Origin of the sequence: Halarchaeum acidiphilum MH1-52-1 (assembly GCF_000474235.1) — an archaeon.
GTDB classification, from domain to species: domain Archaea; phylum Halobacteriota; class Halobacteria; order Halobacteriales; family Halobacteriaceae; genus Halarchaeum; species Halarchaeum acidiphilum.
Genome location: NZ_BATA01000002.1, coordinates 20,981 through 44,315, shown reverse-complemented (window position 1 = coordinate 44,315; position 23,335 = coordinate 20,981). Strand labels below are relative to the sequence as shown.

The 23,335-nt window shown below is 69.8% G+C and carries 21 protein-coding genes, 2 tRNA genes and 1 pseudogene; 11 read left to right on the top strand and 13 right to left on the bottom strand.

Annotation, left to right across the window (positions count from 1 at the left end; translation table 11 throughout):
• Positions 1–43: 43 nt before the first annotated feature.
• On the top strand, positions 44–1,768 hold the full coding sequence (locus tag AOZ13_RS00715; protein WP_021779539.1) for a YcaO-like family protein: 1,725 nt from the start codon (positions 44–46) through the stop codon (positions 1,766–1,768).
• A 234-nt stretch (positions 1,769–2,002) separates the two neighbouring features.
• On the opposite strand, the gene AOZ13_RS00710 is transcribed toward AOZ13_RS00715, so the two are convergent.
• The 4 genes from AOZ13_RS00710 to AOZ13_RS00695 form a co-directional block, all read right to left on the bottom strand.
• Entirely contained in the window at positions 2,003–3,121 is a 1,119-nt protein-coding gene (locus AOZ13_RS00710; RefSeq protein ID WP_020222883.1) for a DUF63 family protein, read from the bottom strand.
• A 203-nt stretch (positions 3,122–3,324) separates the two neighbouring features.
• Entirely contained in the window at positions 3,325–4,110 is a 786-nt protein-coding gene (locus tag AOZ13_RS00705) for an inositol monophosphatase family protein (protein ID WP_021779538.1), read from the bottom strand.
• Positions 4,111–4,344: 234 nt separating this feature from the next.
• Positions 4,345–4,429, bottom strand: a tRNA-Leu gene (locus AOZ13_RS00700).
• Between the two features lie 50 nt (positions 4,430–4,479).
• On the bottom strand, positions 4,480–4,974 hold the full coding sequence (locus tag AOZ13_RS00695; RefSeq protein WP_020222676.1) for a DUF309 domain-containing protein: 495 nt from the start codon (positions 4,972–4,974) through the stop codon (positions 4,480–4,482).
• Between the two features lie 94 nt (positions 4,975–5,068).
• Between AOZ13_RS00695 and AOZ13_RS00690 the strand changes: the two genes are divergently transcribed.
• Positions 5,069–5,908 (top strand): M14 family metallopeptidase, encoded by an 840-nt coding sequence (locus tag AOZ13_RS00690; protein ID WP_020222677.1) that lies wholly within the window; start codon positions 5,069–5,071, stop codon positions 5,906–5,908.
• Here the strand turns inward: AOZ13_RS00690 and AOZ13_RS00685 are convergent.
• Positions 5,848–6,294 (bottom strand): UPF0179 family protein, encoded by a 447-nt coding sequence (locus tag AOZ13_RS00685; RefSeq protein ID WP_020222678.1) that lies wholly within the window; start codon positions 6,292–6,294, stop codon positions 5,848–5,850. The genes AOZ13_RS00690 and AOZ13_RS00685 overlap by 61 nt on opposite strands.
• A 101-nt stretch (positions 6,295–6,395) precedes the next feature.
• Here AOZ13_RS00685 and AOZ13_RS00680 point away from each other — a divergent pair, with 101 nt between their 5' ends.
• Complete coding sequence (locus AOZ13_RS00680; protein WP_021779536.1) at positions 6,396–6,881, top strand: AAA family ATPase; 486 nt, start codon at positions 6,396–6,398, stop codon at positions 6,879–6,881.
• Here the strand turns inward: AOZ13_RS00680 and AOZ13_RS00675 are convergent.
• The 3 genes from AOZ13_RS00675 to AOZ13_RS00665 all read right to left on the bottom strand — a co-directional run bounded on the left by AOZ13_RS00675 (position 6,853) and on the right by AOZ13_RS00665 (position 8,004).
• Positions 6,853–7,236, bottom strand: a complete 384-nt coding sequence (locus AOZ13_RS00675) for a DUF5820 family protein (protein WP_021779535.1) — start codon at positions 7,234–7,236, stop codon at positions 6,853–6,855. The two genes, AOZ13_RS00680 and AOZ13_RS00675, sit on opposite strands and share 29 nt — an antisense overlap.
• Before the next feature lie 39 nt (positions 7,237–7,275).
• Positions 7,276–7,512 (bottom strand): hypothetical protein, encoded by a 237-nt coding sequence (locus tag AOZ13_RS13705; protein ID WP_021779534.1) that lies wholly within the window; start codon positions 7,510–7,512, stop codon positions 7,276–7,278.
• A gap of 365 nt (positions 7,513–7,877) precedes the next feature.
• Positions 7,878–8,004, bottom strand: a tRNA-Glu gene (locus AOZ13_RS00665).
• A gap of 442 nt (positions 8,005–8,446) precedes the next feature.
• Here AOZ13_RS00665 and AOZ13_RS00660 point away from each other — a divergent pair.
• A complete protein-coding gene (locus AOZ13_RS00660) occupies positions 8,447–9,634 on the top strand; it encodes an MFS transporter (RefSeq protein ID WP_044958040.1) in 1,188 nt (395 codons plus the stop codon).
• Positions 9,635–9,651: 17 nt separating this feature from the next.
• Here AOZ13_RS00660 and AOZ13_RS00655 read toward each other — a convergent pair.
• Positions 9,652–11,621: pseudogene (locus AOZ13_RS00655) on the bottom strand (3-hydroxyacyl-CoA dehydrogenase NAD-binding domain-containing protein).
• Between the two features lie 293 nt (positions 11,622–11,914).
• Between AOZ13_RS00655 and AOZ13_RS00650 the strand changes: the two are divergent.
• Complete coding sequence (locus tag AOZ13_RS00650; protein ID WP_021779528.1) at positions 11,915–12,499, top strand: DNA-3-methyladenine glycosylase family protein; 585 nt, start codon at positions 11,915–11,917, stop codon at positions 12,497–12,499.
• A 13-nt stretch (positions 12,500–12,512) separates the two neighbouring features.
• Here AOZ13_RS00650 and AOZ13_RS00645 read toward each other — a convergent pair whose 3' ends face one another.
• Positions 12,513–13,868 carry a RimK family alpha-L-glutamate ligase gene (locus tag AOZ13_RS00645; RefSeq protein ID WP_020221029.1) on the bottom strand — a complete coding sequence of 452 codons (1,356 nt, stop codon included), beginning with the start codon at positions 13,866–13,868 and terminating at the stop codon, positions 12,513–12,515.
• A gap of 122 nt (positions 13,869–13,990) precedes the next feature.
• Here AOZ13_RS00645 and AOZ13_RS00640 point away from each other — a divergent pair, with 122 nt between their 5' ends.
• The 5 genes from AOZ13_RS00640 (at position 13,991) to AOZ13_RS00620 (ending at position 18,547) form a co-directional block, all read left to right on the top strand.
• Positions 13,991–15,010, top strand: a complete 1,020-nt coding sequence (locus tag AOZ13_RS00640) for a succinylglutamate desuccinylase/aspartoacylase family protein (RefSeq protein ID WP_020221030.1) — start codon at positions 13,991–13,993, stop codon at positions 15,008–15,010.
• A 99-nt stretch (positions 15,011–15,109) separates the two neighbouring features.
• Entirely contained in the window at positions 15,110–15,505 is a 396-nt protein-coding gene (gene sdhC / locus AOZ13_RS00635) for a succinate dehydrogenase, cytochrome b556 subunit (protein WP_020221031.1), read from the top strand.
• A complete protein-coding gene (locus tag AOZ13_RS00630) occupies positions 15,506–15,871 on the top strand; it encodes a hypothetical protein (RefSeq protein WP_020221032.1) in 366 nt (121 codons plus the stop codon). It begins immediately after the preceding gene.
• 2 nt (positions 15,872–15,873) lie between these two features.
• Complete coding sequence (locus tag AOZ13_RS00625; RefSeq protein WP_021779527.1) at positions 15,874–16,713, top strand: succinate dehydrogenase/fumarate reductase iron-sulfur subunit; 840 nt, start codon at positions 15,874–15,876, stop codon at positions 16,711–16,713.
• 7 nt (positions 16,714–16,720) lie between these two features.
• Positions 16,721–18,547 carry an FAD-binding protein gene (locus AOZ13_RS00620; protein WP_021779526.1) on the top strand — a complete coding sequence of 609 codons (1,827 nt, stop codon included), beginning with the start codon at positions 16,721–16,723 and terminating at the stop codon, positions 18,545–18,547.
• A gap of 218 nt (positions 18,548–18,765) precedes the next feature.
• Here AOZ13_RS00620 and AOZ13_RS00615 read toward each other — a convergent pair whose 3' ends face one another.
• On the bottom strand, positions 18,766–19,797 hold the full coding sequence (locus AOZ13_RS00615; RefSeq protein ID WP_021779525.1) for an MsnO8 family LLM class oxidoreductase: 1,032 nt from the start codon (positions 19,795–19,797) through the stop codon (positions 18,766–18,768).
• Positions 19,798–19,907: 110 nt separating this feature from the next.
• Here AOZ13_RS00615 and AOZ13_RS00610 point away from each other — a divergent pair, with 110 nt between their 5' ends.
• Positions 19,908–21,221 carry a 5'-deoxyadenosine deaminase gene (locus AOZ13_RS00610; RefSeq protein ID WP_020222143.1) on the top strand — a complete coding sequence of 438 codons (1,314 nt, stop codon included), beginning with the start codon at positions 19,908–19,910 and terminating at the stop codon, positions 21,219–21,221.
• A gap of 115 nt (positions 21,222–21,336) precedes the next feature.
• Here the strand turns inward: AOZ13_RS00610 and AOZ13_RS00605 are convergent, their stop codons facing one another.
• A complete protein-coding gene (locus tag AOZ13_RS00605) occupies positions 21,337–21,810 on the bottom strand; it encodes a ferritin-like domain-containing protein (protein WP_020222142.1) in 474 nt (157 codons plus the stop codon).
• Positions 21,811–21,906: 96 nt separating this feature from the next.
• Positions 21,907–23,196, bottom strand: a complete 1,290-nt coding sequence (gene purD, locus AOZ13_RS00600; protein WP_020222141.1) for a phosphoribosylamine--glycine ligase — start codon at positions 23,194–23,196, stop codon at positions 21,907–21,909.
• Between the last annotated feature and the right edge of the window lie 139 nt (positions 23,197–23,335).

Here is a 23,335-nt window from a genome sequence, read left to right as displayed (position 1 = left end):
CCGAACCGCCCGTTTTTTGACTCGTTCGCGCCGATCGGACGGTATGGCACGCACGTACGCCGTCGCGGGACGCGGCGCGGCCGCCGACGCCGCGATCGCGGCCCTCGACGACGCTGAACTCGATCCCGCTGACGGGGGACTCGACGCCGTCCCCGACGCCGACGTCGCCGTCGTCGTCGGTCTCGCCGGGAGCGACGGGTTCGGGACCGCGAACGCGCGCGCACGCCGCGGTGACACGCCGTGGATCGCCGTCGAGATCGGCGGCGTCGGCGCGCACCCCGTCGAGAGCGTGGACGCCGCCGTCTCCGCGTTCGCGTCCGAAACGGGATCGGGGTGTTTCGCCTGTCTGGAGCGCCGCGTGGCCGCGGGCGACCCCGCGACGACCGCGGAACCGAGCGCCGCCCGATCGAACGTGCGGTACGCGGGCGCGCTCGCCGGGAAGCGCGCGCTCGACCTGCTCGACGATCCGAGCGTCGCCGGAACGGCCGTCGAGGTCCCGCACGCGGAACGCGCGTTCGCGCCCGCGCCGTTCTGCGACTGCGATCCGTTCGAGCGCGACGGCGACCCCGGACGCGAGAGCGCGGACGCCACGCTCGACGACGCCGTCGCGAAAGCCGAGCGCGCGGTCGACGACCGCGTCGGACTCGTCACCGAGGTCGGCGAGCGCGAGACCTACCCCGCGCCGTACTATCTCGCGACGACCTGCGACACGACGGCGCTCGGCGGCGCGGACAGCCGCGGACTCGCCGCCGGCGTCGGACTCGACTGGGACGCGGCGTTCGTGAAGGCCGTCGGCGAGGGACTCGAACGCTACTGCGCGGCCGTCTATCGCGACGCCGACTTCGATCTCGTCAAGCCGACGCACCCGGACGCGCTCGCGCCGGACGCCTTCGTCCGCCCCGCCGACGCGCCCGCCGTCTCGCGCGACGACGGACTGCGCGTCGTCCCCGGCGTCCACCTCGGCACGCGCGAGGAGGCGCTCCTCCCCGCCGAGTTCGTCCACTTCCCGCCGCCCGAGGAGACCCACCGTCCCGCGCTCACGACCGGACTCGGCCTCGGCAACGATCCCGTCGAGGCCCTCCGCTCGGGACTCTACGAGACGATCGAGCGCGACGCGACGATGCTCGCGTGGTACTCGACGTTCGACCCGCTCGAACTCGACGTCGCCGACGAGGCGTACGACACGCTCGCCCGGCGCGCAGGCGCGGAAGGGCTTGCCGTCACCGCGCTCCTCTGCACGCAGGACGTCGACGTCCCCGTCGTCGCCGTCGCCGTCCACCGCGAGGGCGAGTGGCCCCGCTTCGCGCTCGGGAGCGCCGCGTCGCTCGACGCCACCGACGCCGCCCGGGGCGCGCTCTGCGAGGCGATACAGAACTGGATCGAGCTTCGCGACATGGGCCGCGATCGCGCGCGAGACGAACAGGGCGCCATCGGCGCGTACGCCGATCTCCCCCGCGAAGCCCGAGACTTCATCGACGCCGACGCAGCGGTGGCGCTCGCCGATACCGGTCCCGACGCGGTGCCCGACGGTCCCGCCGAACTCGACGCCGTACTCGACCGACTCGCCGACGCCGGTCTCGACGCCTACGCGTCCGACCTCACGACCCGCGACGTCGCGCACCTCGGCTTCCGGGCCGTCCGCGTCCTCGTTCCCGACGCCCAGCCGCTCTTCTTCGGCGACGCCTACTTCGGCGCGCGCGCACGCGACGTGCCCGAGCGGTTGGGGTTCGAGACCCGCCTCGACCGGCGACACCACCCGTTCCCCTGAGGGAACACGGTCAATCGGGGATCTCCCCGCCCGTCTGGTGTCCGCACGCCGTTCGGTCCCGCTTGCTCACGGGTCGTTCCTCACGGCGTCGCCGTTCGGGTCCCGGTCCCAGCGGGACCGCGCTCTCCCCGTTCGCTCGTTCTCGCGTGTCGCTCTCCCCGTTCGCTCGTTCTCGCGTGTCGCTCTCCCCGTTCGCTCGTTTGTTCGGCGGGCCCTCGCTTCGCTCGGTCCCGCCTACACCCCAAAGGTCGCCCGGAGCATATCGCGCGTGCCGGGACCGAGACCGACGGCGAGCACCGCGACGAGCAGGAGGACCGTGTAGCGCGGGTTCTCCTCGTACATCTTCGCGTCGAAGAGCGAGACGACGAACGTCGCGGCGACGATCTTCACGAGGAGGAACGGCCACGCCGCGCCGATGGCGTCCGTCACCGAGTGCGGGAGGACTCCCTCGGTGAACCGGACGATGAACCGGTTCACGGGGTGCTTCGGGGTGAGGTCGTACGGCAGTCCGAGTTCCTTCCCGAAATCGAGACCGAGGACGTTCGACGCGCCGTCGATCGCGTGGCCGAAGATCACGAGCACGCCCGCGATCCCCGACCCGGAGAGGACGCCGGGCGCGTGGCGCGTGAGCAGCCAGTAGTCCGCGGCGGTGACCGCGCCCGCGATCAGGTACGTCAGGATCGTGAACACCGGGTGGAAGGAGACGTTCGGGTCCGTGACGACGAGTGCGCAGAGGTACGCGAGCGTGAGGGCGAGCAGGCCCGTCCCGAAGGCGAACAGCGGGCGCTCGTAGCCCGCGGTGCGCCCGGTGCGCGCGAGCCACACCGCGAGGAGGAGCGCGACCAGCGTCAGCGCGAAGACGGTGACGTAGATGACCGGGCTGATGATGAGCGCGTTCAGCGGGTAGTGGATGAGCGACGTCGGGACCGTGTCATCCGCGTCCTCGACGACGCGGAGCGCGCCGCCGAACAGCATGAACGGGAAGAGCGCGTAGAGGAGGGAGTACTCCTCACCGACGTCGAGTCGCCGGATGAGGAAGACGACGCCCGTGAGCATGAACACCAGCGTCAGCGCGTATCCCGCCTCCGAGACGAGGGTGTACCCCGGCTCGGCGACGATCCCCGACGCCGCCGCGCACTTCGCGTTCTCGTAGAGGAGCGTCCGTGCGCCGCCGTCCCAGACGACGCACGCGGCGCTGTGCGCGTCCGCGTACACCGGACCCCAGAAGTAGTGCCAGACGAACCCGCCGTAGACGCGATCCGGGAAGGCGAGCGACCCGCCGACGAGGGCGACGACGGCGACGCCCAATATCGCCGTCCACGCCCGCTCCGCATCCGATTCGGGGAACCCCATGCGAGGTACACGCACGAGGCGTCCCTTACCGGTTCCGATCCGAGCCGCACCGTACGCACAGCGCCGCACCGCACCGTACGCACAGCACCGTACCGTACGCACAGCGCCGCACCGCACCGTACGCACAGCGCCGCACCGTACCACGCACAGCGCCGCACCGTACGCACCGCGACACATCGGCGCCCGCCAGCTCTCGTGGCCGGCTACTCCAGCGCCGTCCGCGCCGTCTCGACGAGCGCGTCGTGCGCGGTGTCGTTCGAGGCGATGAGTCCGGTGGCGTCCGGCGTCCAGCGCTCGCCGTGGACGTCCGACACCGTCCCGCCGGCCGCGCGGACCATCGCGACGCCCGCGACGGTGTCCCACGGGTGGCTCGGCACCGCGGAGACCGCGGCCTCGATCTGCCCCGAAGCGACCATCGCGAGCGTGGCCTGCGCGCTCCCGAAGCGCCGGATATCGCCGTAGTCCGCGATGAGATCGCGGCAGAGCGCACCGAGCGCGGGCGCGGAGTCGCGCGACCACCGGAGCGTCGGCGCGACCGTGAACGTCTCCGGATCGCTCGCCGCGCTCACCGACACCGGCTCGCCGTTCAGCGTCGTCTCCTCGCCGTCCGTCACGTACACGTCGTCGAGCGCCGGCAGGACGTTCGCCGCCGCGACCGCCTCGCCGTCCACGGCCGCCGCGACACTCGTCGCCCAGATCGGCACCCCGGAAACGAAGTTGCTCGTCCCGTCGATCGGATCGACCACCCAGCACGGTCCCGACTCCGGGATCTCCTTCAGTTCGTCCTCCTCCTCGCCGACGACCGCGACCGCCGCGTCCGACTCCCGAATCACGTCGATGACCGCGCGCTGGGCGTTCCGATCGAACGCGGTCACCACATCCGTCTTCCCGGCCTTCGTCTCGACGTCCATCTCCGTTCGGAACCCACCGATCGCGACCTCCGCGCCAGCCGTCGCCGCCGCCTCCGCGACGGCCGTCTGATCGTCCATACGGGGGCAACCCGCGCGGTCGGCAAAGGGATTCGGGTCGACGCGCAGAGCCGTCGCTACACGGGCGGTCGCGATAGGAAGGTTGTGCGAGGGAAGTCCGTCCTGCGGACTTCCGCACGATAGGTGCGTCGCCACACCGTGACGTGCGAGGGAAGGGATTCGAACCACGGTCGGAGGAAACCTCCTCACTGGCTCGAACCTTCCACGCACCGTCACAGGGCGACGCCCTGAACGTGCGAGGGAAGGGATTCGAACCCTCGAACCTCTACAGGAACGGATCTTGAGTCCGTCGCCGTTGGCCGAGCTTGGCTACCCTCGCGCGCACTTCGTGGGTGGGGGTTGGAGGGCCTTAACCGCGCTGTTTCGCGCTCACTCGACGCGTTCGGCGTACGCGTAGTCGCGCTCGCTCGCGACGGGCCGCTCGCCGTCGAGCGTCACACCCCACTCCTCGATCTCGGTGGGGTCGTCGAGCGCCGCACCAATTGTCTCGCGGACGTCGCGGACGTCCACGCCGTAGTAGTCGACGGGCACGCCCGCGAGGTACTGGCGCGCCGTCCCGAAGAGCGAGCGCATGCCGGCGTCGTCCTCGAAGTCGGCGTGCTTGTACGCGCCCGCGGCGACCTGCACCATCCCGTGCAGAAAGGCGCTCTCCGTGGTGCCGCGCCCGTAGTTGTACCACTCCGCCTCGAAGCAATCGTGGGCGGCGTGGTACGCGCCCGCGTTGTGGAGGCGGACGCCGTGGACGACCGCGCGGCGCAGCGTCCCGTGCTCCCAGCCGTTCGACGCGCGGCGCTCGCGCGCCCACCCGGCGGGCGAGTCGCCGATGGGTGGCGCGACCGTGTCGTCGCGCGTGTGATCGTTCACGGTTCTCACGGAAGGCTATCGCCTCACGCCACCTAACCGCGTCGGAGGGACACGCCGAAGCCGACTTGGGCGCGCGTCCCGTATCACGATGCGAATGCGCGTAGTCCAACTGGGCGAGGGCATGCCGGAGGTGTCCATCGTCGGCGGCATCCACGGCGACGAACCCTGCGGCGTCCGCGCCATCGAGCGTCTCGAATCCGACGCTCCGGACCTCGAACGGCCCGTGAAGCTCGTCGTCGCGAACGAGCGCGCGCTCGAACGCGGCGTCCGCTACGTCGACGCCGACCTCAATCGCTCGTTCGACGACGACGTTCCCGAAGACGCCCACGAGCGACGCCTCGCGGAAGCACTCGCCGACGAGATCGAGGGGACGACCGCGCTCTCGATCCACTCGACGCAGAGCCACGCCGACCCGTTCGCCGTCTCCGACGGTCGCCAAGAACACGTCCGCGAGATCGTCCCGCAACTCTCCGTCGCCGCCCTCGTCGACGTCGAGGAGTTCGGCGGTGGTCGGCTGTTCGCCGCGAACGCGGACATCATCGAGGTCGAGGCGGGCTTGCAGGGATCCGAGACCGCCGCGGAGAACGCCTACACGCTCGCACGCGAACTCCTCACCGCAACGGGCGTCCTCCCGGGAGACACCGTGCCGCACGAACTCCCGACGTTCCGAATGGGCGATCCCATTCCGAAACCCGAAGCCGACGAGTACGAGGTCTTCGTCGAGAACTTCCAAGAAGTCGAGGCGGGCGAGACGTTCGCGGCCGCGGACGGCGAACCGCTCGTCGCCGACGAGACGTTCTGGCCCGTCCTCCTCTCGTCGTACGGGTACGAAGAGCAGTTCGGCTACGAGGGCGAGCCCGCCCCGAACATCGGTCAGTCCCCCTCGGAGGGCGCGAACTCCACGAGCGTCAACTCCCGGTCGAGCGCGCAGTAGTCCTGCGGCGGATCGCCGACGATCTCGTCGATCTTGTACTCCGCGTCCATCTCGGCGCCCTTCGGCACGCAGTACTCGTGGCCGGGGCAGTCGACGTGCGGGCACGGGCCCGCGAGCTTCCCCTTGCTGCCCGCGTACGCGCCCTTCGACGGCACCGCGGCCGTGATCGACGCCGGCTCGACCTCGACGGCGCGGACGCCGTCGTCGTGGACCGCGCAGTCGAGCGTCTGGCCGCCGTCGCGGACGTCCGTCACCGTGTAGCGGACGCCCTCCTCCAGCGTGAGACACTGCTTTCGGTACGGGCAGCCCTCGCAGGCGTCCGATTCGCCCCGATAGACGAACTCGGTGCCCTCGGACGCGAGCGCCGTCCCGAGGAGCGTGATCATGGGCGTCCCGAGGTCCCGGGAGCGGTTAAGCCTCCCGTCGCGCTCGCGTTCCGTCCCGCGCGGCCCCACGGTTTTTCGAGCCGCCGCGCGAAGCGCGACGCGTGCGTCTCCTGCTCTGCGGCCCGCCCGGTGCCGGCAAGAGCACGCTCGCGACGCGCCTCCAGTGGCGCCTCGCACGGCGGTCCGTCGGCTGCGCCGTCTACCGCTCCGACGACTACGCGCGACGCACCTACGAACGCCTCCACGAGCGCGCCCGCGCGCCGCGGGACTGCATCGTCGACGCCACCTTCCACCGGCGCGCGTGGCGCGAGCGCTTCCGCGAGCTCGCCGACACCCGCCTCGTCCACGTCACCGCCGACCGCGACACCTGTCTGCGGCGCGACCGGGCGCGCGACGGTATCGGCCGCGCGGGCGTCGAGGCGGTGTACAGCGCTCTCGAAGAAGCGCCGCCGGACGCCGATTTCACGCTCGACACCGAGATCCTCCCCGTCGAGACCGCACTCGACCTCCTCGACGCGCGCGTCCGCGAGTGGTACGACCTCCGCCCCGGACGCGCCGTCAGCCCGTTAGCTCGTCGAGGCGACTGAGATACGACTCGGGGGGCTGCGTCGCGTACACGCCGTCGAAGCCGACGTCACCCCGCGAAAATCGCCGGGCGGCCTCGACGGCGGCTTCGGCGGCCGCCGCGCGCGTCTCGTGACTCGACTCCAGCGCGCGGACGTGCACTTCCGGTTCGAGCGTGCACGCGACGTGCCAGCCGTCGCTCGGCTCGCCCCCGCGGCGCATCGGCACGTCCGGCGCGCGCGTCGAGACGTAGATCGTGGGGAGGCGCGCCGCGTCGTACGCCTCGCCCTCGAAGACGTCCGGGCGAAAGACCACCACGGCCCGCCCGCCGTCGTCGTTCCACACCGCCCAGTCGTCAGGGAGGTCCTCGAACGCCATGCGCGGGACTGCGCGACGACACCGGGTAGCCCTGTCGAATCACGGCTCGTCCAGCCACGCCGTCCCCCGCGCCGCCAGCACCGCGATCGCGCCCGCGAGCGCGACGATCCAGCAGCACGCCGAGACTCCGGGCGACTCCGCCGGCAGACCGGCCGCCCCCGCGAGCGCCTGCGCGAGCACGAACCCGACGAACGTCAGGAGCGCGAGCGACCACACCGGTCCGCTCCGCAACCGTGGTTCGCTGACGTGCGCGACGAGCGCGACCGCCGCCGCCACCGCGGCGTCACGACCGGCGCGTTCATCACGCCGACGACCGGCGCCGCGACCCGCATCACGATCCCCGCGAGGAGGATCGAGCACGCGAACCAGAGGCTGACGAGCCGGCGGACGGAGCGTCTGGAGGGCATCGATCCGAGAGACGCGCGTAAGCGACGAAAAGGCTCGGGACCGACGCCGTCGCTCGTCACGTAGCGTCACGAAGGAAGGGAGTGCTCGGTCAGGGATTTGGGATTTGAACCACGGTCGTTCCGCTTCGCTTCACTCACTGATTCAAATTTGAACCACGGTCGTTCCGCTTCGCTTCACTCACTGATTCAAACCCTTCCCGTCGCTCATCGGCATCGCGCTGCTCCGCAGAATGATGCTCGGTCAGGGATTTGAACCCTGGTCGTCGGCTGTCTTCGAAAACCAGCCAGTTTATTTCAGCTTGAAACTGTCTGAAGTTTTCCCGAAAGGCCAACATGATTGGCCGGACTACACCAACCGAGCGTACCGTCGGGACGCGCCCGACTCACTTCTACCGAATCGCGGGTGAAACTTAAATCTCACCAATTCCATCCGGGTGTTCATCTGGTGGCGCATACCATGGTATCTCGCCGCGTTCGGTCCTCCGATGGCACGGAGCGCAGAGGAGAACGGCATTCTCCAAGAGATGCGCGTCCGTATTCGTTTGTTTCTGACCCCTTCGCGCCCGTACTGCCTGACGAATCGTCGACCCGCCTCCGGGAGGTTCGTTTCGAGGTCTCACAGCAGGGCGAAACGATACGTCGAACGGGTGACTGCTTGGAGTTGCTGTCCGTCGCGCGGGCGGATTTGCGCCCACGGCCGCGAGTGCGATAGTGCGTCCCGTGGTGTCCGGTACCGTCCCGTTCTCGGCAACGCCGAGCGATTCCAGATGGCCTTTAGCCCTCGCGAACGTCCGTTCGATGTAATGTCTCCTCTCTCGACACTGCGGCGTTTCCGCCCCGGCGTGTTGGCGGCGGCGTTCGCGACCTACGTGGTGTTCCTCGGGATCGGCGTGGTCGATCCCGTCCTCCCGACGATCGCCGAAGCGATGGGTGCCTCGCACACGATGGTCGAACTGCTGTTCACGAGCTACATCCTCGTCATGGCGCTCGCGATGCTCGTCTCCGGGCCGATCGCCACGCGGCTGGGCGATAAGCGGACGATGACGCTCGGCGTCGCGTTCGTCGTCGTCTTCGCCGGTCTCTGCGGGCTCGCGCCGTCGATCGACGCGCTCGCGCTCCTGCGCGGCGGCTGGGGGCTCGGAAACGCCCTCTTCACGACGACGGTGCTCGCGATCATCGTCGGTCTCTCGCGGGGCGACACCGCCTCCTCGATCACGCTCTTCGAGGGCGCGCTCGGGATGGGCATCGCCTCGGGACCGCTCATCGGGGGCTTCCTCGGTTCGCTCTCGTGGCGCTACCCCTTCTTCGCCGCGGCCGCGCTCGCCGCCGTCGGTCTCTGCATCACGGTGTTCACCGTCGAATCCCCCGAGACCGCGGAGAGCGAGCAGAGCGTTCGGGACGTCCTCGGGGCGCTCCGACACCCGGCGGTGATCGGGAACGCGCTCGTCGGTCTCCTCTACACGTTCGCCTTCTTCGTCGTCCTCGCGTACACGCCGCTGACGCTCGACCTCGGCGCGATCGGTCTCGGTCTCGTCTTCTTCGGCTGGGGGGCGTTCCTCGCGCTCGGGTCGGTCGTCGTCTCCAGCCGCCTCGTCTCGCGCTACGGCGCCGTCACGACGATGGCCGGCACGCTCACCGCGTTCGTCGTCATCCTCGCCGCGATGGGCGTCGCCGGTCCGTCCGCGCGGATCGCGCTCGTCGTCGTCTCCGGGCTCTGCTGTGGCATCTCGAACGCCGTGCTCACGACGCTCGCCATCGAGGTGTCGCCGTTCTCGCGCTCGATCTCCTCGGCCTCGTACAACTGCCTGCGCTGGTCTGGCGCGGCGGTCGCGCCCGTGCTCTCCGGCTACCTCGGCGGGCAGTTCGGGTCGGCGACTCCGTTCTTCCTCGGCGCGGCCGTGGTCGCGCTCGCCGTCGTCGGACTCCTCACCAGCGGTGACACGCTTCGAACTGCGGTCGCGGCGCCCGAGGATGCCGTCGGTGCGGACTGACTGACTCCCCCTTCGAACTACTTGCCCTCGAACGTCGGCTCGTGGTCGCCGAGGTACGCCGCGACGCCCTCGACGATGTCCTCGGTGTTCAAGAGCTGGCCGAACGCGTGCGCCTCGACTTCGAGACCGGCCTCGCGGCTCTGGCGGCCCGCGCGGATCGCGCGCTTCGTGTAGCGCTGCGCGATCGGCGGGCCGGCGGAGAGGTCGCGTGCGACATCGAGCGCGCGCTCCGTCACGTCGTCGCCGTCGACGACTTCGTTCACGAATCCGTAGGTCGCCATCGTCTCCGCGTCGTAGCGCGCGGCGGTCAGGATCACCTCCGTCGCGCGGCTCTCGCCGATCAGATCCGGGAGGCGCTGCGTGCCGCCCCACCCCGGGAGGAGACCGAACTCGTGTTCGGTCTGTCCGAGTTCGGCGTCGTGTGCGGCGACGCGGAGATCGGCCGCGGCCGCGAGCTCCATCCCCCCGCCGAAGCAGTCACCGCCGATGCCGGCCACGACCGGCATATCGCATTTCTCCAGCGAGGCGAACGCCCGCTGTCCCTTCCGCGCGAGTTCGACGCCGTCGATGGCGTCCGCGTCGCCCGCGATCCGCTGGACGTCCGCGCCCGCGCTGAACGCGCCCTCGCCCGCGCCCGTGAGGAGGATCGCGCGCACCTCCGGGTCGTCCTCCAGCGTCTCGACGGCCTCGACGAGTTCGTCGAGCAGGTCGCGCGTGATGGTGTTTCGGCGGTGGGGGCGATCGAGCGTGACGTGCCCGACGCGATCGACGATCTCGATCGAGAGGTCGCTAAAGGACTCCGAGTCGGTCTCGGAGAAGTCGTTGTGGAAGTTCTCTCCCGCGCCCGCGCGCTCGACGAGCGCCTCGGCTGGCGCGTAGCGCGGTGCGTCGGCCTGTCGTTCCGCGAGCGTCTCGTAGAGCGACGTGAGTCCCGCCCGATCGGCGAGCGTCCCCGGTCCCTCCGGAAATCCCGCGCCGAGCATCAGCGCCTCGTCGATCTCGGTCGGCGACGCGACGTCCGCGCCGACGAGTTTCGCCGTCTCGTTCGCCATCACCGCGAGCAGGCGTCGCTCGACGTCCTCGCGGATCGCGTCCGATGAGATCTCGGACGACGGACGGCCCTCCTCGTCGTAGCCGTAGAACCCGGCGCCCGTCTTCTCGCCGAGGTCGCCCGCCTCGACGTGCTCGGCGAGGAGCGGGCACGGCTCGTAGGCCGGCCCGAACTCCTCGTGGAGGTAGCCGAGCACGTCCGCCAGCACGTCGAGACCGATGTCGTCCGCGAGGCGGAGCACGCCGCTCGGGAGACCGATGCCGTAGCGCGCGGTCGCGTCCACCTCTTCGGCGCTCGCGACGCCATCGTGGACGAGCCACGCCGCCTCGTTCAACAGCGGGGCGACGACGCGATTGACGACGAAGCCGGGTTCGTCGCGCGAGATCCGCATCGGCGTCTTCCCCATCGCCCGCGCGAGCGCCATCACCGTCTCGACCGTCCCGTCGTGGGTGTACGCACCCGGAGTGACCTCGACGAGCTGCATCCGGACCGGCGGATTGAAGAAGTGCATCCCGCAGAAGTCCTCCGGGCGCTCGATCACCTCAGAGAGTTCCGTCACGGAGAGCGCGGACGTGTTCGTCGTCAGGATCGCCTCCTCGCCGAGGTACTGCCCGACCTCTCGGTAGACGTTCCGCTTCACGTCGCGCTTCTCCGGGACGGACTCGATCACGCGTCCGCGTCGCTCACCGCCGCCTCCATCTCGACGACCGGCTCGATCCGATCGAGCGCCGCGTCCGCCTCGTCCGTCGTCACCTCGTCGCGCTCCGCCAGCTCTGAGAGGCTCGCCTCGATCCGCTCGTGGCCCGCGCGCACGAACTCCTCCTTGATGTCCCGCAGCGCGACGTCGAAGCCGGCGAGCGCCGCGACCTCCGCGATGCCGTGGCCCATCGTCCCGGCGCCCAGCACCGCGACGGTCTCCACCTCCTCTAAGTCCATGTCCGACCCACCGCGGCCGCCACCCTGAACGTTGTGCCCGTCCCCGATCGGCGCTCCTCAGTCCCGGTCCCCGGCCGAACGCTCACGCCGTGCAGGAATCCCCCGCTCTTCAGGGCGAGTGAGGGTGTCACGTGGACGCGCCCCGTTCTCCCGGCGTGGACCGGCCGGCCCTCCCCGTCGTCGTCGCCTGGCGAAGCCTCATCGCTGCGCCGACCGTCGCGCTCGGTGCGCTCGCCGGCGCGGCCCTCCGCGCGCTCCGACAGACGTAGGCCGCCGCGGTCCCTGCATCCGATATGGCCGAGTCCGACACCGACGACCCGTACGCCGTCGTCCGCGGCGACGACGCCCTCCGCACGCTCTACGAGGAACACGGCGATCTCGGTCCCGAGCGCGCCGCCGACCCCTTCGAGCGCCTCGTCGTCGCCGTCACGAACCAGTCCGTCTCGCTCGAATCCGCCGCCGCCGTCCGCGAGCGCCTCCGCGAGCGCGTCGACTTCGCCCCCGCCGGCCTCCGCGACGCCGACGACGCGACGCTCCGCGACGCCGGCCTCAGCGACACGAAAGTCCGGGCCCTGAACGAACTCGCCGAGCGCTACCCCGACGGCATCGTCCACGACGACTTCGCCGACCTGTCGAACGACGACGTGCGCGCCGAACTCGGCGCCGTGTACGGCGTCGGCGACTGGACCGCGAACATGTTCCTCCTCTTCGCGCTCGGCCGCGCGGACGTCTTCCCCGTCGGCGACCTCGGCGTCCGCAAGGGCATGCAGACCCTCTACGGCCACGAGACGCGCGCCGAAATGCGCGACTACGCGGAGACGTGGGCACCCTACCGGAGCTACGCGACGCGCTACGTCTGGAAGGCGCAGGGTGACTGACGCCCGCTATCACCTACTCTTCGCCGAATTCCTCTTCCTCCTCGTCCTGATCGGCCGACGCGTCGTCCTCGAAGCGCCGGGTGACGTCCACCTGATAGTGCTCGAGGATGTCGCGCCCGAGGAGGAGCGGGTAGTCCATGTGCGAGCGGTCCTCCAGCGAGGCCGCGACGGTGTGTCTGTCGCCGCCGACGCCGACGACGATGTCCACGACGGGCCGGGACTTCCCGGCCTTCACGCTGCCCGACTTCACCTTCGTCATCGACTTGATCGGGCCGGCGCCGATCTTCGCCGCGAGCTTCGTGTCGATGGAGGTCCGCGACGCGCCCGTGTCCGACTTCGAGACGACGCGCTCGGTGCCGCTCGTCCCCGAGACGAGCACCTCCTCGGTGTAGCCGACGACCTGTCCGGGTTCGACCGGCTCGACGGCCTTCCGCGGCATCCCGCTCGGCGTCGAGGTGTCGAAACGCGAACGCAGGTCCGCGACGGCGTCGTCGTCCACCGCGCCGCCCGCCTCCTCGATGGCGAGACGCGCGATGTCCGGGGCGGGGCTGACGCCCGTCGCCTCGAAGAGACCCTTGAAGCCCGCGGTGGGATTGACTTCGAGGACGAACCAGCCGTCCTCGCCCTCGACGATGTCGACGCCCGCGTAGTCGAGACCGACGACCTCCGCGGACTCCGCGGCCATCTCGCGGACCTCGTCGGGGAGGTCGTCGACGCCCTCGACGGTCCCGCCGAGCGCGACGTTCGTCCGCCAATCGTTCTCGGGAGCGTAGCGACGCATCGCCGCGACGACCTCACCGTTCACGACGTAGACGCGCAGATCCGCGTGTTCGGCGTCGTCGCGCTCGATGAGCGATTGGAGGAAGGCGTAGCGCTCGCCGACGACGGGGTTGACCTCCTCGTCCCGACCGACCTTCCACGTCCCGCCGCCGTGCGTTCCGATCGCGGTCTTGTAGACGGCTTCGTCCCCGAAGCGCCCGCGAGCGTCGTTCATCGCGTCGGCGTCGAGCGCGAGGTGGGCGTCCGGGACGGAGATCCCGGCGCGCGTGAGCGCCGCGGCCGTCGCGAACTTGTGGAACGCCGTCAGGACGTGCTGGGGTTCGTTCAGCGTCGGGCGCAAGCGTGCGAGCGTGCTCGCGATCCCGAGGAGTTCACAGGGCTGTTCGGTGTTCGAGAGCAACAGGCGGTTCGCCACGACGTCGACGTCGGGATCGAGGGTCGCCTCACCGTCGTCGAGGGAGACAGTGAGGGTCTCCTCGCGGAGCCAGACGCCGCGGTGGCCGAGGGCTTCGACGGCGTTGAGGATCGCCTTCGTCTCCTTGCTCGTGTGGAGGCTGAGCACCCCGACGGTCACGGGATCGTCGGTCATCGGCCGTAGTTCGCCCCGGACACGCCAAAACGATGCCGGTGCGTCGAAGCGAGGGAGCGACCGACGGACGGCGCGCCGATCGTGCCCGCTCCTTTATGCGCCCCCCGACCGGAGAGCGGGACATGGCAGACGGCGCGTTCACCTACACCGACGGCCGGGTCGAACCCGGGGAGACGCGGAACCTCCGATACGCCATCAGCGAGACGTATCTCGGCGATCCCGTCCGAGTGCCGGTGACGATCCGCAACGGCGACCGGCCCGGGCCGACCGTCTTCCTCTCCGCCGCCATCCACGGCGACGAACTCAACGGCATCGAGGTCGTCCGGACCGTCGCGCAGGACTGGCCGGACGCGAACCTCCACGGCACGCTCGTCTGCCTTCCCGTCCTGAACGTCCCGGGCTTCATCGCCCAGCAGCGCTACCTCCCCGTCTACGATCGCGACCTCAACCGCTCGTTCCCGGGGAGTCGCTCGGGGACGAGCGCCGACCGGATGGCCGCCCGCCTCTACGACGAGTTCATCGAACCCTGCGACTACGGTCTCGACTTCCACACCTCGACGCGCGGACGGACGAACATGCTCCACGTCCGCGCGGACATGGACGACCCCGACGTCGCCCGGCTCGCGCGCGCGTTCGGATCGAATGTCATCATCGACGGCGCCGGTCCCTCGGGGTCGCTTCGCGGCGCCGCCTGCGAGGGCGGAACGCCGACCGTCACGGTCGAGATGGGACAGGCGCATCGATTCGAGCGCGGGTTCATCGACCGCGCGCTCGACGGCGTCGCCTCCGTCCTCGCCGAGTACGACTGCCATCCCGCCGAACCGGTCCGCTGGCCCGGGTGGCGGACGGTCGTCGAGCGCGATCAGAAGACGTGGCTCCGCGCCGACGCCGGCGGGATCGTCGAGCTGCTCCACGACCGGGGCGACCTCGTTCGGGCGGGCGACGTCGTCGGCACCGTCACCAATCCGTTCAAGACGGAGACGGTGCGCATCACCGCCCCCTTCGACGGGCTGCTCGTCGGCGTGCTCGAGAACCCCGTCGTCTATCCGGGGAATCCGCTCTGCCACCTCGTCGAACTCGACGAGCCGACCATCCGGGCGTACGAACGCGTGCAGAGCGGGACGATGCCGGAACGGCCCTGAGAGTGCATGTCGGCTCGCGAACGCGCGGCGTTCGGTATCGTCCCCCATCGTACCGGGTTAGAAACTTCTATGTGCGCCCGGTCAGGAGGTTTCCATGGTATGAGTCAGTCGCACAATCGGGGCCTCGTCGAGGACTTCGGCCGCTGGCGGGAGTTCTCGGCCGGCATGTGGGCTTGGGTGTTCCACAAGTTCACCGGATGGGTGCTCATCGGGTATCTGTTCACCCACATCGCCGTTCTCAGCTCGGCGCTGAACGGTGACGCCGCGTACACCCAGACCCTGCAGGGCCTCGAACAGCTAGCCGTCGTCCGCGTGCTGGAGGTCGGTCTCCTCGCCGTCGCCGCCTTCCACATCCTCAACGGGATCCGCCTCCTCTTCATCGACCTCGGTGTGGGGACGGCCCTCGACACGCAGGAGAAGAGCTTCTACGCGTCGCTGATACTCACGGGTATCATCGTCGTCGTCAGCGTCCCCGTCTTCTTGGAGGGTCTCTAAATGGCAGAGCGCTACTCCTCGTTCAGCAGCGGGAGCACGCGCTGGTTCCTCCAGCGCGTCACGGCGGCGTTCCTCGTCGTCACGCTCGCCTTCCACTTCCTCCTCCTCCACTTCTTCCACCACGCCCCGGAGATCACGTTCTCCGGGAGTCACGCACGGTACAGCGTCCCCGCGTACTTCGTCACGATGGTGCTGTTCCTCGCCGCCGCGACCTTCCACGGCACCAACGGGATCTACAACGCCCTCGTCAATCAGGGCGTCACGGGCACGCCGAAGCGCGTCGCGAAGTGGGTGCTCGTCGTCGCCGGCGTCCTCGTCTTCGTACAGGGGATCCGCGTCGCGCTCGCCCTCACGGGTGGTGCATAACAATGAGTACACAGACACCAGACACCGACGACTCCGACCCGCAGGCAGAACGGATGGCCCGCAAGGACGAACGCGCCGCCGAGCGCGAGGAAGCCGCCTCGACGCCCGACGTCGGTGACGACGCGATCACGCTCAAGGTCTTCCGCTACGATCCCGAGGTCGCGGACAAGCAGGAGCCGCGCTTCGACACCTTCCACGTCCCGCGCGAGCCGGGGATCACCGTCCTCGACGCCCTGATCTACGCCCGCGACACCTACGACTCCAGTCTCACCTTCCGGCACTCCTGCCGGCAGGCCGTCTGCGGGAGCGACGCCCTCTTCATCAACGGGAGCCAGCGTCTCGGCTGCCAGACGCAGATCGCGGACCTCAACGATTCCGAGACCGTCCGCGTCGAACCGCTCCCCCACCGCGAGGTCGTCAAGGACCTCGTCGTGGACATGGATCACTTCTACGACCAGATGGACGCCGTCGAACCGTACTTCAGTCCGAAGGAGGACCCCGACGGCGAGCAGCTCCAGTCGCGCGAGAACCGCGAGAAGATCAAGATGAGCACGCGCTGCATCTGGTGTGGCGCCTGCATGTCCTCTTGCAACGTCGCCGCGGGCGACAACGAGTATCTCGGTCCCGCGGCCATCAACAAGGCCTACCGGTTCTACTTCGACGAGCGCGAGGGCGAGGACAGACAGGAAGAACGCCTCCGTATCATCGAGCAGGAGCACGGCGTCTGGCGCTGTCAGACCCAGTTCTCCTGTACGACCGTCTGTCCGAAGGACATCCCGCTCACCGAGCACATTCAGGAACTGAAGCGCGAAGCGGTGAAGCAGAACCTCAAATTCTGGTGATATACTAATGTACGAACACGACGTGATCGTCGTCGGTGGTGGCGGGTCGGGACTCCGCGCGGCCATCGGCGCACACGAAGCCGGTGCGGACGTGGCGATCGTCACGAAGCTCCACCCGGTCCGCTCGCACACGGGCGCGGCCGAGGGCGGCATCAACGCGGCGCTCCGCGAGGGCGACGACTGGGAACTGCACGCCTACGACACCGTGAAGGGCGGCGACTACATCGTCGACGCCCCCGCGGCCGAGACGCTCGCGCAGGACGCCCCGGAGAACGTCGTCCAGCTCGAGAACTGGGGGATGCCCTTCTCGCGCGAGGAGGACGGCCGGATGAGCCAGCGGCCGTTCGGCGGGCTCTCCTTCCCGCGCACCACGTACGCGGGCGCCGAGACCGGCCACCACCTCCTCCACACGCTCTACGAGCAGGTCGTCAAGCGGGGAATCACGGTCTACGACGAGTGGTACGTGACCCGCCTCGCCGTCACCGACGAGGACGACCCGAACGACCGCTCGTGTCACGGCGTCGTCGCGTGGGACATCCAGACCGGCGAGATCGAGGGCTTCCGCGGTCGGGACGGCGTCGTCCTCGCCACCGGCGGCGACGGACAGGTCTTCGATCACACGACGAACGCCGTCGCGAACACCGCCGACGGCGTCGCGATGGCGTATCGCGCCGGCGTCCCGATCGAGGACATGGAGTTCGTCCAGTTCCACCCGACCACGCTCCCCTCCACCGGTGTCCTCATCTCCGAGGGGACCCGCGGCGAGGGCGGCATCCTCTACAACGGCGAGGGCGAACGCCTCATGTACGAGTACGGCTACGCGACGAACGACGGCGAACTCGCCTCTCGCGACGTCGTCGCCCGCGGCGAACTCACCGAGATCAACGCGGGCCGCGGCGTCGACGACGAGTACGTCCACCTCGACATGCGCCATCTCGGCGAGGAACGCATCGTGGACCGCCTCGAGAACATCCTCCATCTCGCCGAGGACTTCGAGGGCGTGGACGGTCTCGAGAACCCGATGCCGGTCAAGCCCGGCCACCACTACGAGATGGGCGGCATCGAGACCAACGAGAACGGCGAGACCTGCGTCGACGGTCTCTACGCCGTCGGCGAGGCCGCCTGCGTCTCCGTCCACGGCTCCAATCGCCTCGGGGGGAACGCCCTCCCCGAACTCCTCGTGTTCGGCGCGCGCGCCGGCAAGCACGCCGCCGGCGAGGACCTCGGCGAACCCGAGATCCCGGTCGGCAAGACCGAGGGCGACGAGGGCATCGAGGAGAGCGACGTCGACTTCCCCGTCGAACCCGGCGCGCTCGCCGCGTCCTCCGCCGTCGTCTCCGGCGACAGTCCCGAGGGCGTCGTCGACGCCGCGCTCGAAGCCGAGACCGAGCGCATCGAGGGCCTCCTCGAGAAGGACGAGGGCGTCAATCACGCCGACGTCCGCTCGAAGATCCAGAAGTCGATGACGGACAACGTCAACGTCTTCCGCGAGGAGGGAGCCATCGAGGAGGCGCTCGAAACCATCCGCGAGGCCCGCGAGGAGTACGAGGACGTCTCCGTCGCCGACAAGTCCCGGACGTTCAACACCGACCTCCAGCACACCATCGAGACCCGGAACGTCATCGACACCGCCGAACTCATCGCGATGGGCGCGCTCGCCCGCGAGGAGTTCCGCGGCGCCCACTGGCGCAAGGAGTATCAAGAGCGCCGCGACGACGAGTGGCTCAAGCACACGATGATCTCGTGGAACGACGGCACGCCCGAACTCTGGTATCGCCCCGCGCTCCTCGAAGGCGAGAACCAGACGTACGAGCCGAAAGAACGCCACTACTAACGGACCGTTCACTGTGCGCGGCTTCGCCCGCGCCGGTAAAAGCTCCACCAAAACCGTCCGCACCTACGGGGGGGTCGGTCGGTCCACGCTCGCCCCGCTCGCGTGCCGGACCGCGACCCGAGTGGTTCGATAGAACCCGGTAGGGTCGCGGACATTCGCGGCTTCGTTCACCCTCCCTTCTCGAAGGATTCTCGAAGGATTCGCCCGCCCAGCCCCGCCTACGCCCGCTCGTCGAGACCGACGCCCGCGGCGATGCGCGCGTGGGAGTCGAGTGCCGTCTCGTGGTCGGGGACGACGTGCTGGATCATCACCTCGTCGACGCCGGCGCGCGCCGCGAGCTGGTCGAGGAGGCCGGCGAGCGTGTCGGGACTCCCGGAGATCGCGCGCGGCCACTCGTCGGCGTCGAGCGTCGCGGGCGTGGGATCGGGGACGCCGCCGAGTTCGTCGATCGCCGCCTCGATATCGGGCGTCGTGCCGGCCTCGCCGCGCGCGAGGCGCTGGAAGGAGGCTTCGGCGACCGCGCGGCGGCGCGCGGCCTTCTCGTCGGTTTCCGCGGCGACGGCGTTCACGGCGACCATTCCCTCGGGGTCGTCGGGTCCGCCGGGGAGGGTTCCGGGATCGAAGTGCTCGCGGTAGGTCTCGAAGGACGCCGTCGCGCGCTCGGGGCGGATGAACGCCGCGAAACAGTAGCGCAGGCCGAGTTCGCCCGCGATGGCGGCGCTCGACGGGTCGGAGCCGAGCACCCACGGGACGGGCGGGGCCGCGTCGGCGCGCGGGATCTCGATGTCCGCGTACGGGTGGCCCTCGGGATAGGCGTCGTGAAGGTGGCTGACGACGGCCTCGATCTTCTCGCGGTGGTCCTCGTCGGGGTTCGGGACGCGTCGCTCCGTGCCGAGCGCGCGATCCACGGCGGGCGAGTTGCTCGCGCGCCCCAGACCGGCGTCGATCCGGCCGGGCGCGAGGGCGTCGAGCGCGCCGAAGGTCTCCGCGGCCTTGAGCGGGCTGTAGTGGTTGAGCAGCATCGCGCCCGTGCCGAGGCGGATCTCGTCGGTCGCGCCCGCGAGGCGGCCGAGCAACACCTCGGGCGTCGTGCCGGCGAGGCGGTCGGCCATGCCGTGGTGCTCGGCGGTCCAGACGCGCTCGTAGCCGAGGCGCTCGGCCTGTCGCGCCGTCTCGACGGTATTCGCGTACGCGTCCGCCGCCGTGCCGTCCTCCGGGACGGGCGAGAGATCGACGATGGAGAGGTCCATGCCGGCGTTCGGGGACCGCGACCGATAACCGTTCGGCTCGGCGGCGACGTCGCCGGTGTCGGCCGCCGGATGGAAAGACAGGTAGTGCTAGAGGGCGGACCCCAGTGGGGATGCTACTCACAGGAACCGTCGTCGCGGACGCCGACACGGTCATCGACGACGGCGGCGTCGTCACCGAGGGGGATCGCATCGTCGCGGTCGGGGAGCGGGCCGACCTCGTCGAGACCTATCCCGAGCACGAACGGCGCTCGTTCGGCATCGTCGCGCCCGGTCTCGTCGGGGGCCACGTCCACTCCGTCCAGTCGCTCGGGCGCGGGATCGCCGACGACACCGAACTGCTCGACTGGCTCTTCGAGTCCGTGCTGCCGATGGAGGCGGGTCTCGACGCCGACGGGATGCGCGTCGCCGCACAGCTGGGCTACCTCGAGTGTCTGGAGAGCGGGACGACGACCGTGATCGATCACCTCTCGGTCAACCACGCCGCGGAGGCCATCGAAGCCGCGGGCGAGACCGGCATTCGCGCGCGTCTCGGGAAGGTGTTGATGGACCAGCGCTCGCCCGAAGCCTTGGAGGAGGACGCCGACGCCGCGCTCGCGGAGTCGGAGCGGCTCATCGAGCGGTACCACGGGTCGTACGACGACCGGATCCGGTACGCCGTGACGCCGCGTTTCGCCGTCTCGTGTACGGAGGCGTGCTTGCGCGGCGCGCGCGACCTCGCCGATCGGCACGACGGCGTGCGCATCCACACGCACGCGAGCGAGAACCGCGGCGAGATCGAGACCGTCGAAGAGGACACGGGGATGCGCAACCTCCACTGGCTCGACGAAGTGGGGTTGACGGGCGAGGACGTCGTGCTCGCACACTGCGTCTGGACGGACGAGTCAGAGCGCGAACTCCTCGCGGAGACGGGGACGCACGTCACGCACTGCCCGTCGTCGAACATGAAACTCGCCTCCGGGATCGCGCCGATCCGCGACTACGTGGAGCGGGGTATCAACGTCGCGCTCGGGAACGACGGGCCGCCCTGCAACAACACGCTCGACGCCTTCACCGAGATGCGACAGGCGAGTTTGCTGGGGAAGGTGGACGACCTCGATCCGACGACGCTCCCCGCGGAGACGGTGTTCGAGATGGCGACGCGCAACGGCGCGAAGGCCGCGGGCTTCGAGCGGGTGGGTAGGCTCCGCGAGGGATGGACGGCGGACGTCGTCGGGATCGACACCGACCTGACGCGCGCGACGCCGATCCACGACGTGCGCTCACATCTCGTCTACGCCGCGCACGGCGACGACGTCGTCTTCACGATGGTCGACGGACAGGTCCGCTACGATCGCGGCGGCTTCCCGGACATCGATGCGGACGCGATCCGCGAGGCGGCGCGCGAACACGCCGCCGCGATCGACGGCGCGCCGAGTCGGGCGTGAGCGACGCCACGAACGCGGGGTAGCGCCGGCGCTGTACGGGAGTCGTGGGAAATACGCGGCCTCGAGAAACGGTGAATCGGTGCTCGTGCGGTGCGTCTCAGCGGGGCGGCGTCGCCTACTGCTCGTACTCCTTGCGGTAGCCGCGGAACTCGGTGCGGTGGGCTTCCTCGTCGGCGAGGATGGTGGTCGCGAGGTCCTCCGTCACGGGGTCGTCGGCGTCCGCGGCGGCGTGGACGAGCGCGCGGTAGGTGTCGATAGCGTCGTTCTCGGCGTCGAGGACGCCCTCGATGACGGAGAGAACGTCCGTGGTGTCCGCGGGCGGCTGGAGGGTGTCCTGCGTGGCCTCGAACGCCCCGGAGCCGGGCGGGGCCTCCTCGAGTTGCTTCAGGCGATTGCCGAGCTCCTCCGCGTGGCCGAGTTCCTCCTGAATGTCGGTCTGGAGGGACTCCTTGATCTCCTCGGCGCGCACACCGTCGAGGACGATGGAGTTCGACATGTAGTTCATCACCGTCTCGATCTCGTCCTGATACGCCTTCTTCAGCAGTCGAATGACCTCGGCATCGGCCTCCGCGACTGTCTCTGTCGCCATGTGCGATCCTACGCGCGCGAAGTACGTATAAGCAGGGGGCGGATCGGGACGTACCATCGCGCCCATCGCGCCCATCGCCTCTCTCGCGCCTCGCGGTCAGCGCAGTTCGTCCATGTGCTCGACGCGACGCCGGACGAGATCGGCTTTGCCGACGTCGTGGCGGACGCGGAAGCCCGCGCCGAGACCGTCGAGCGCGGATTCGGCCTGCGCCTCCGCGGTCTCGATGGAGTCGCCGCGACCGACGACCGCGAAGGAGCGCGACGTCGTCGTGTAGACGCCGTCCTCGCGGGCGTCGACGCTCGCGTAGTAGAGCAGGGCGTCGCCGACGCTCTCCTCGTCGAGCGTGACTTCGGCACCGGCCTCGGGGTCCGTCGGATACCCCTCCGGGACGGCGTACTTGCAGACGGTGGCCTCTCCGGTGAAGTCGAGTTCGGGGAGCGATTCGCCGTCCCGCGCGGCGGTGAGGACGTCGAGGAACGGCGTGTCGAGGACCGGGAGCGTGTTCATCGCCTCGGGGTCGCCGAAGCGGGCGTTGAACTCGACGACCCGCGGGCCGTCGCTCGTGAGCATGAACTGGCCGTAGAGGACGCCGCGATAGTCGCCGAGCGCGTCGACGGTCGCCTCGATGATGTCGACGGCGGCGTCGTAGTCGGCCTCCGTCATGAACGGGAGCGTCGCGTCCGTGTCGCCGTAACTGCCCATTCCACCGGTGTTCGGTCCCTCGTCGCCCTCGTAGGCGCGCTTGTGGTCCTGCACGGCGGGCGTCGGGCGAACCTCGCCGTTCGCGACGAACGCCTGCACGGTGAACTCCTCGCCGACGAGGCGCTCCTCGATCACCCATTCGCCGTGACCGCTCTCGCGGACGTACTCCGCCGCTTCGGCGTGCGTCACCTGATCGCCGGTGACGCGAACGCCCTTCCCGCCGGTGAGGCCGGCGGGCTTGACCGCGGCGTCCTCGTCGTCCGCCGCGAGCGATTCGACGTAGTCCGCCGCCGCCGCGGCGTCGTCGAACGTCTCGAACCACGGCGTTCCCGGGATGTCGTGTTCGGCCATGAACTCCCGCTGGAACCCCTTGTCGGTCTCGATGCGCGCGTCGGCCCGTGTCGGGCCGAACGCGTAGACGCCGGTCTCCTCCAAGGCGTCCACGACGCCCGCCGCGAGCGGGCCCTCGGGACCGACGACCGCGAGATCCGCGTCGACGTCTTCCGCGTAGTCGACGACCGCGTCGGGGTCGGTCTCCTCACACGTCTCGACCGCTTCGGCGAGCGAGACGATACCCGGATTCCGGTTCGACGCGCAGGCGTAGAGGTCGCAGTCGTCGGCGAGCGCGCGCGCGATGGCGTGCTCGCGGCCGCCGCCACCGACCAGCAGGACGGTCTCTGTCATTGCCGGAGGGAGAAAGCACAGAGGTGTAAAGGTTGCTCTTAGTCTCCGACGTTATGTGCACGTCCGTGGCTACCAGTCGCGGCCGAGAACGCGCATGGTGACACGTCGCGGGCCTTTACCCGCGCCCGGCCCAATCACT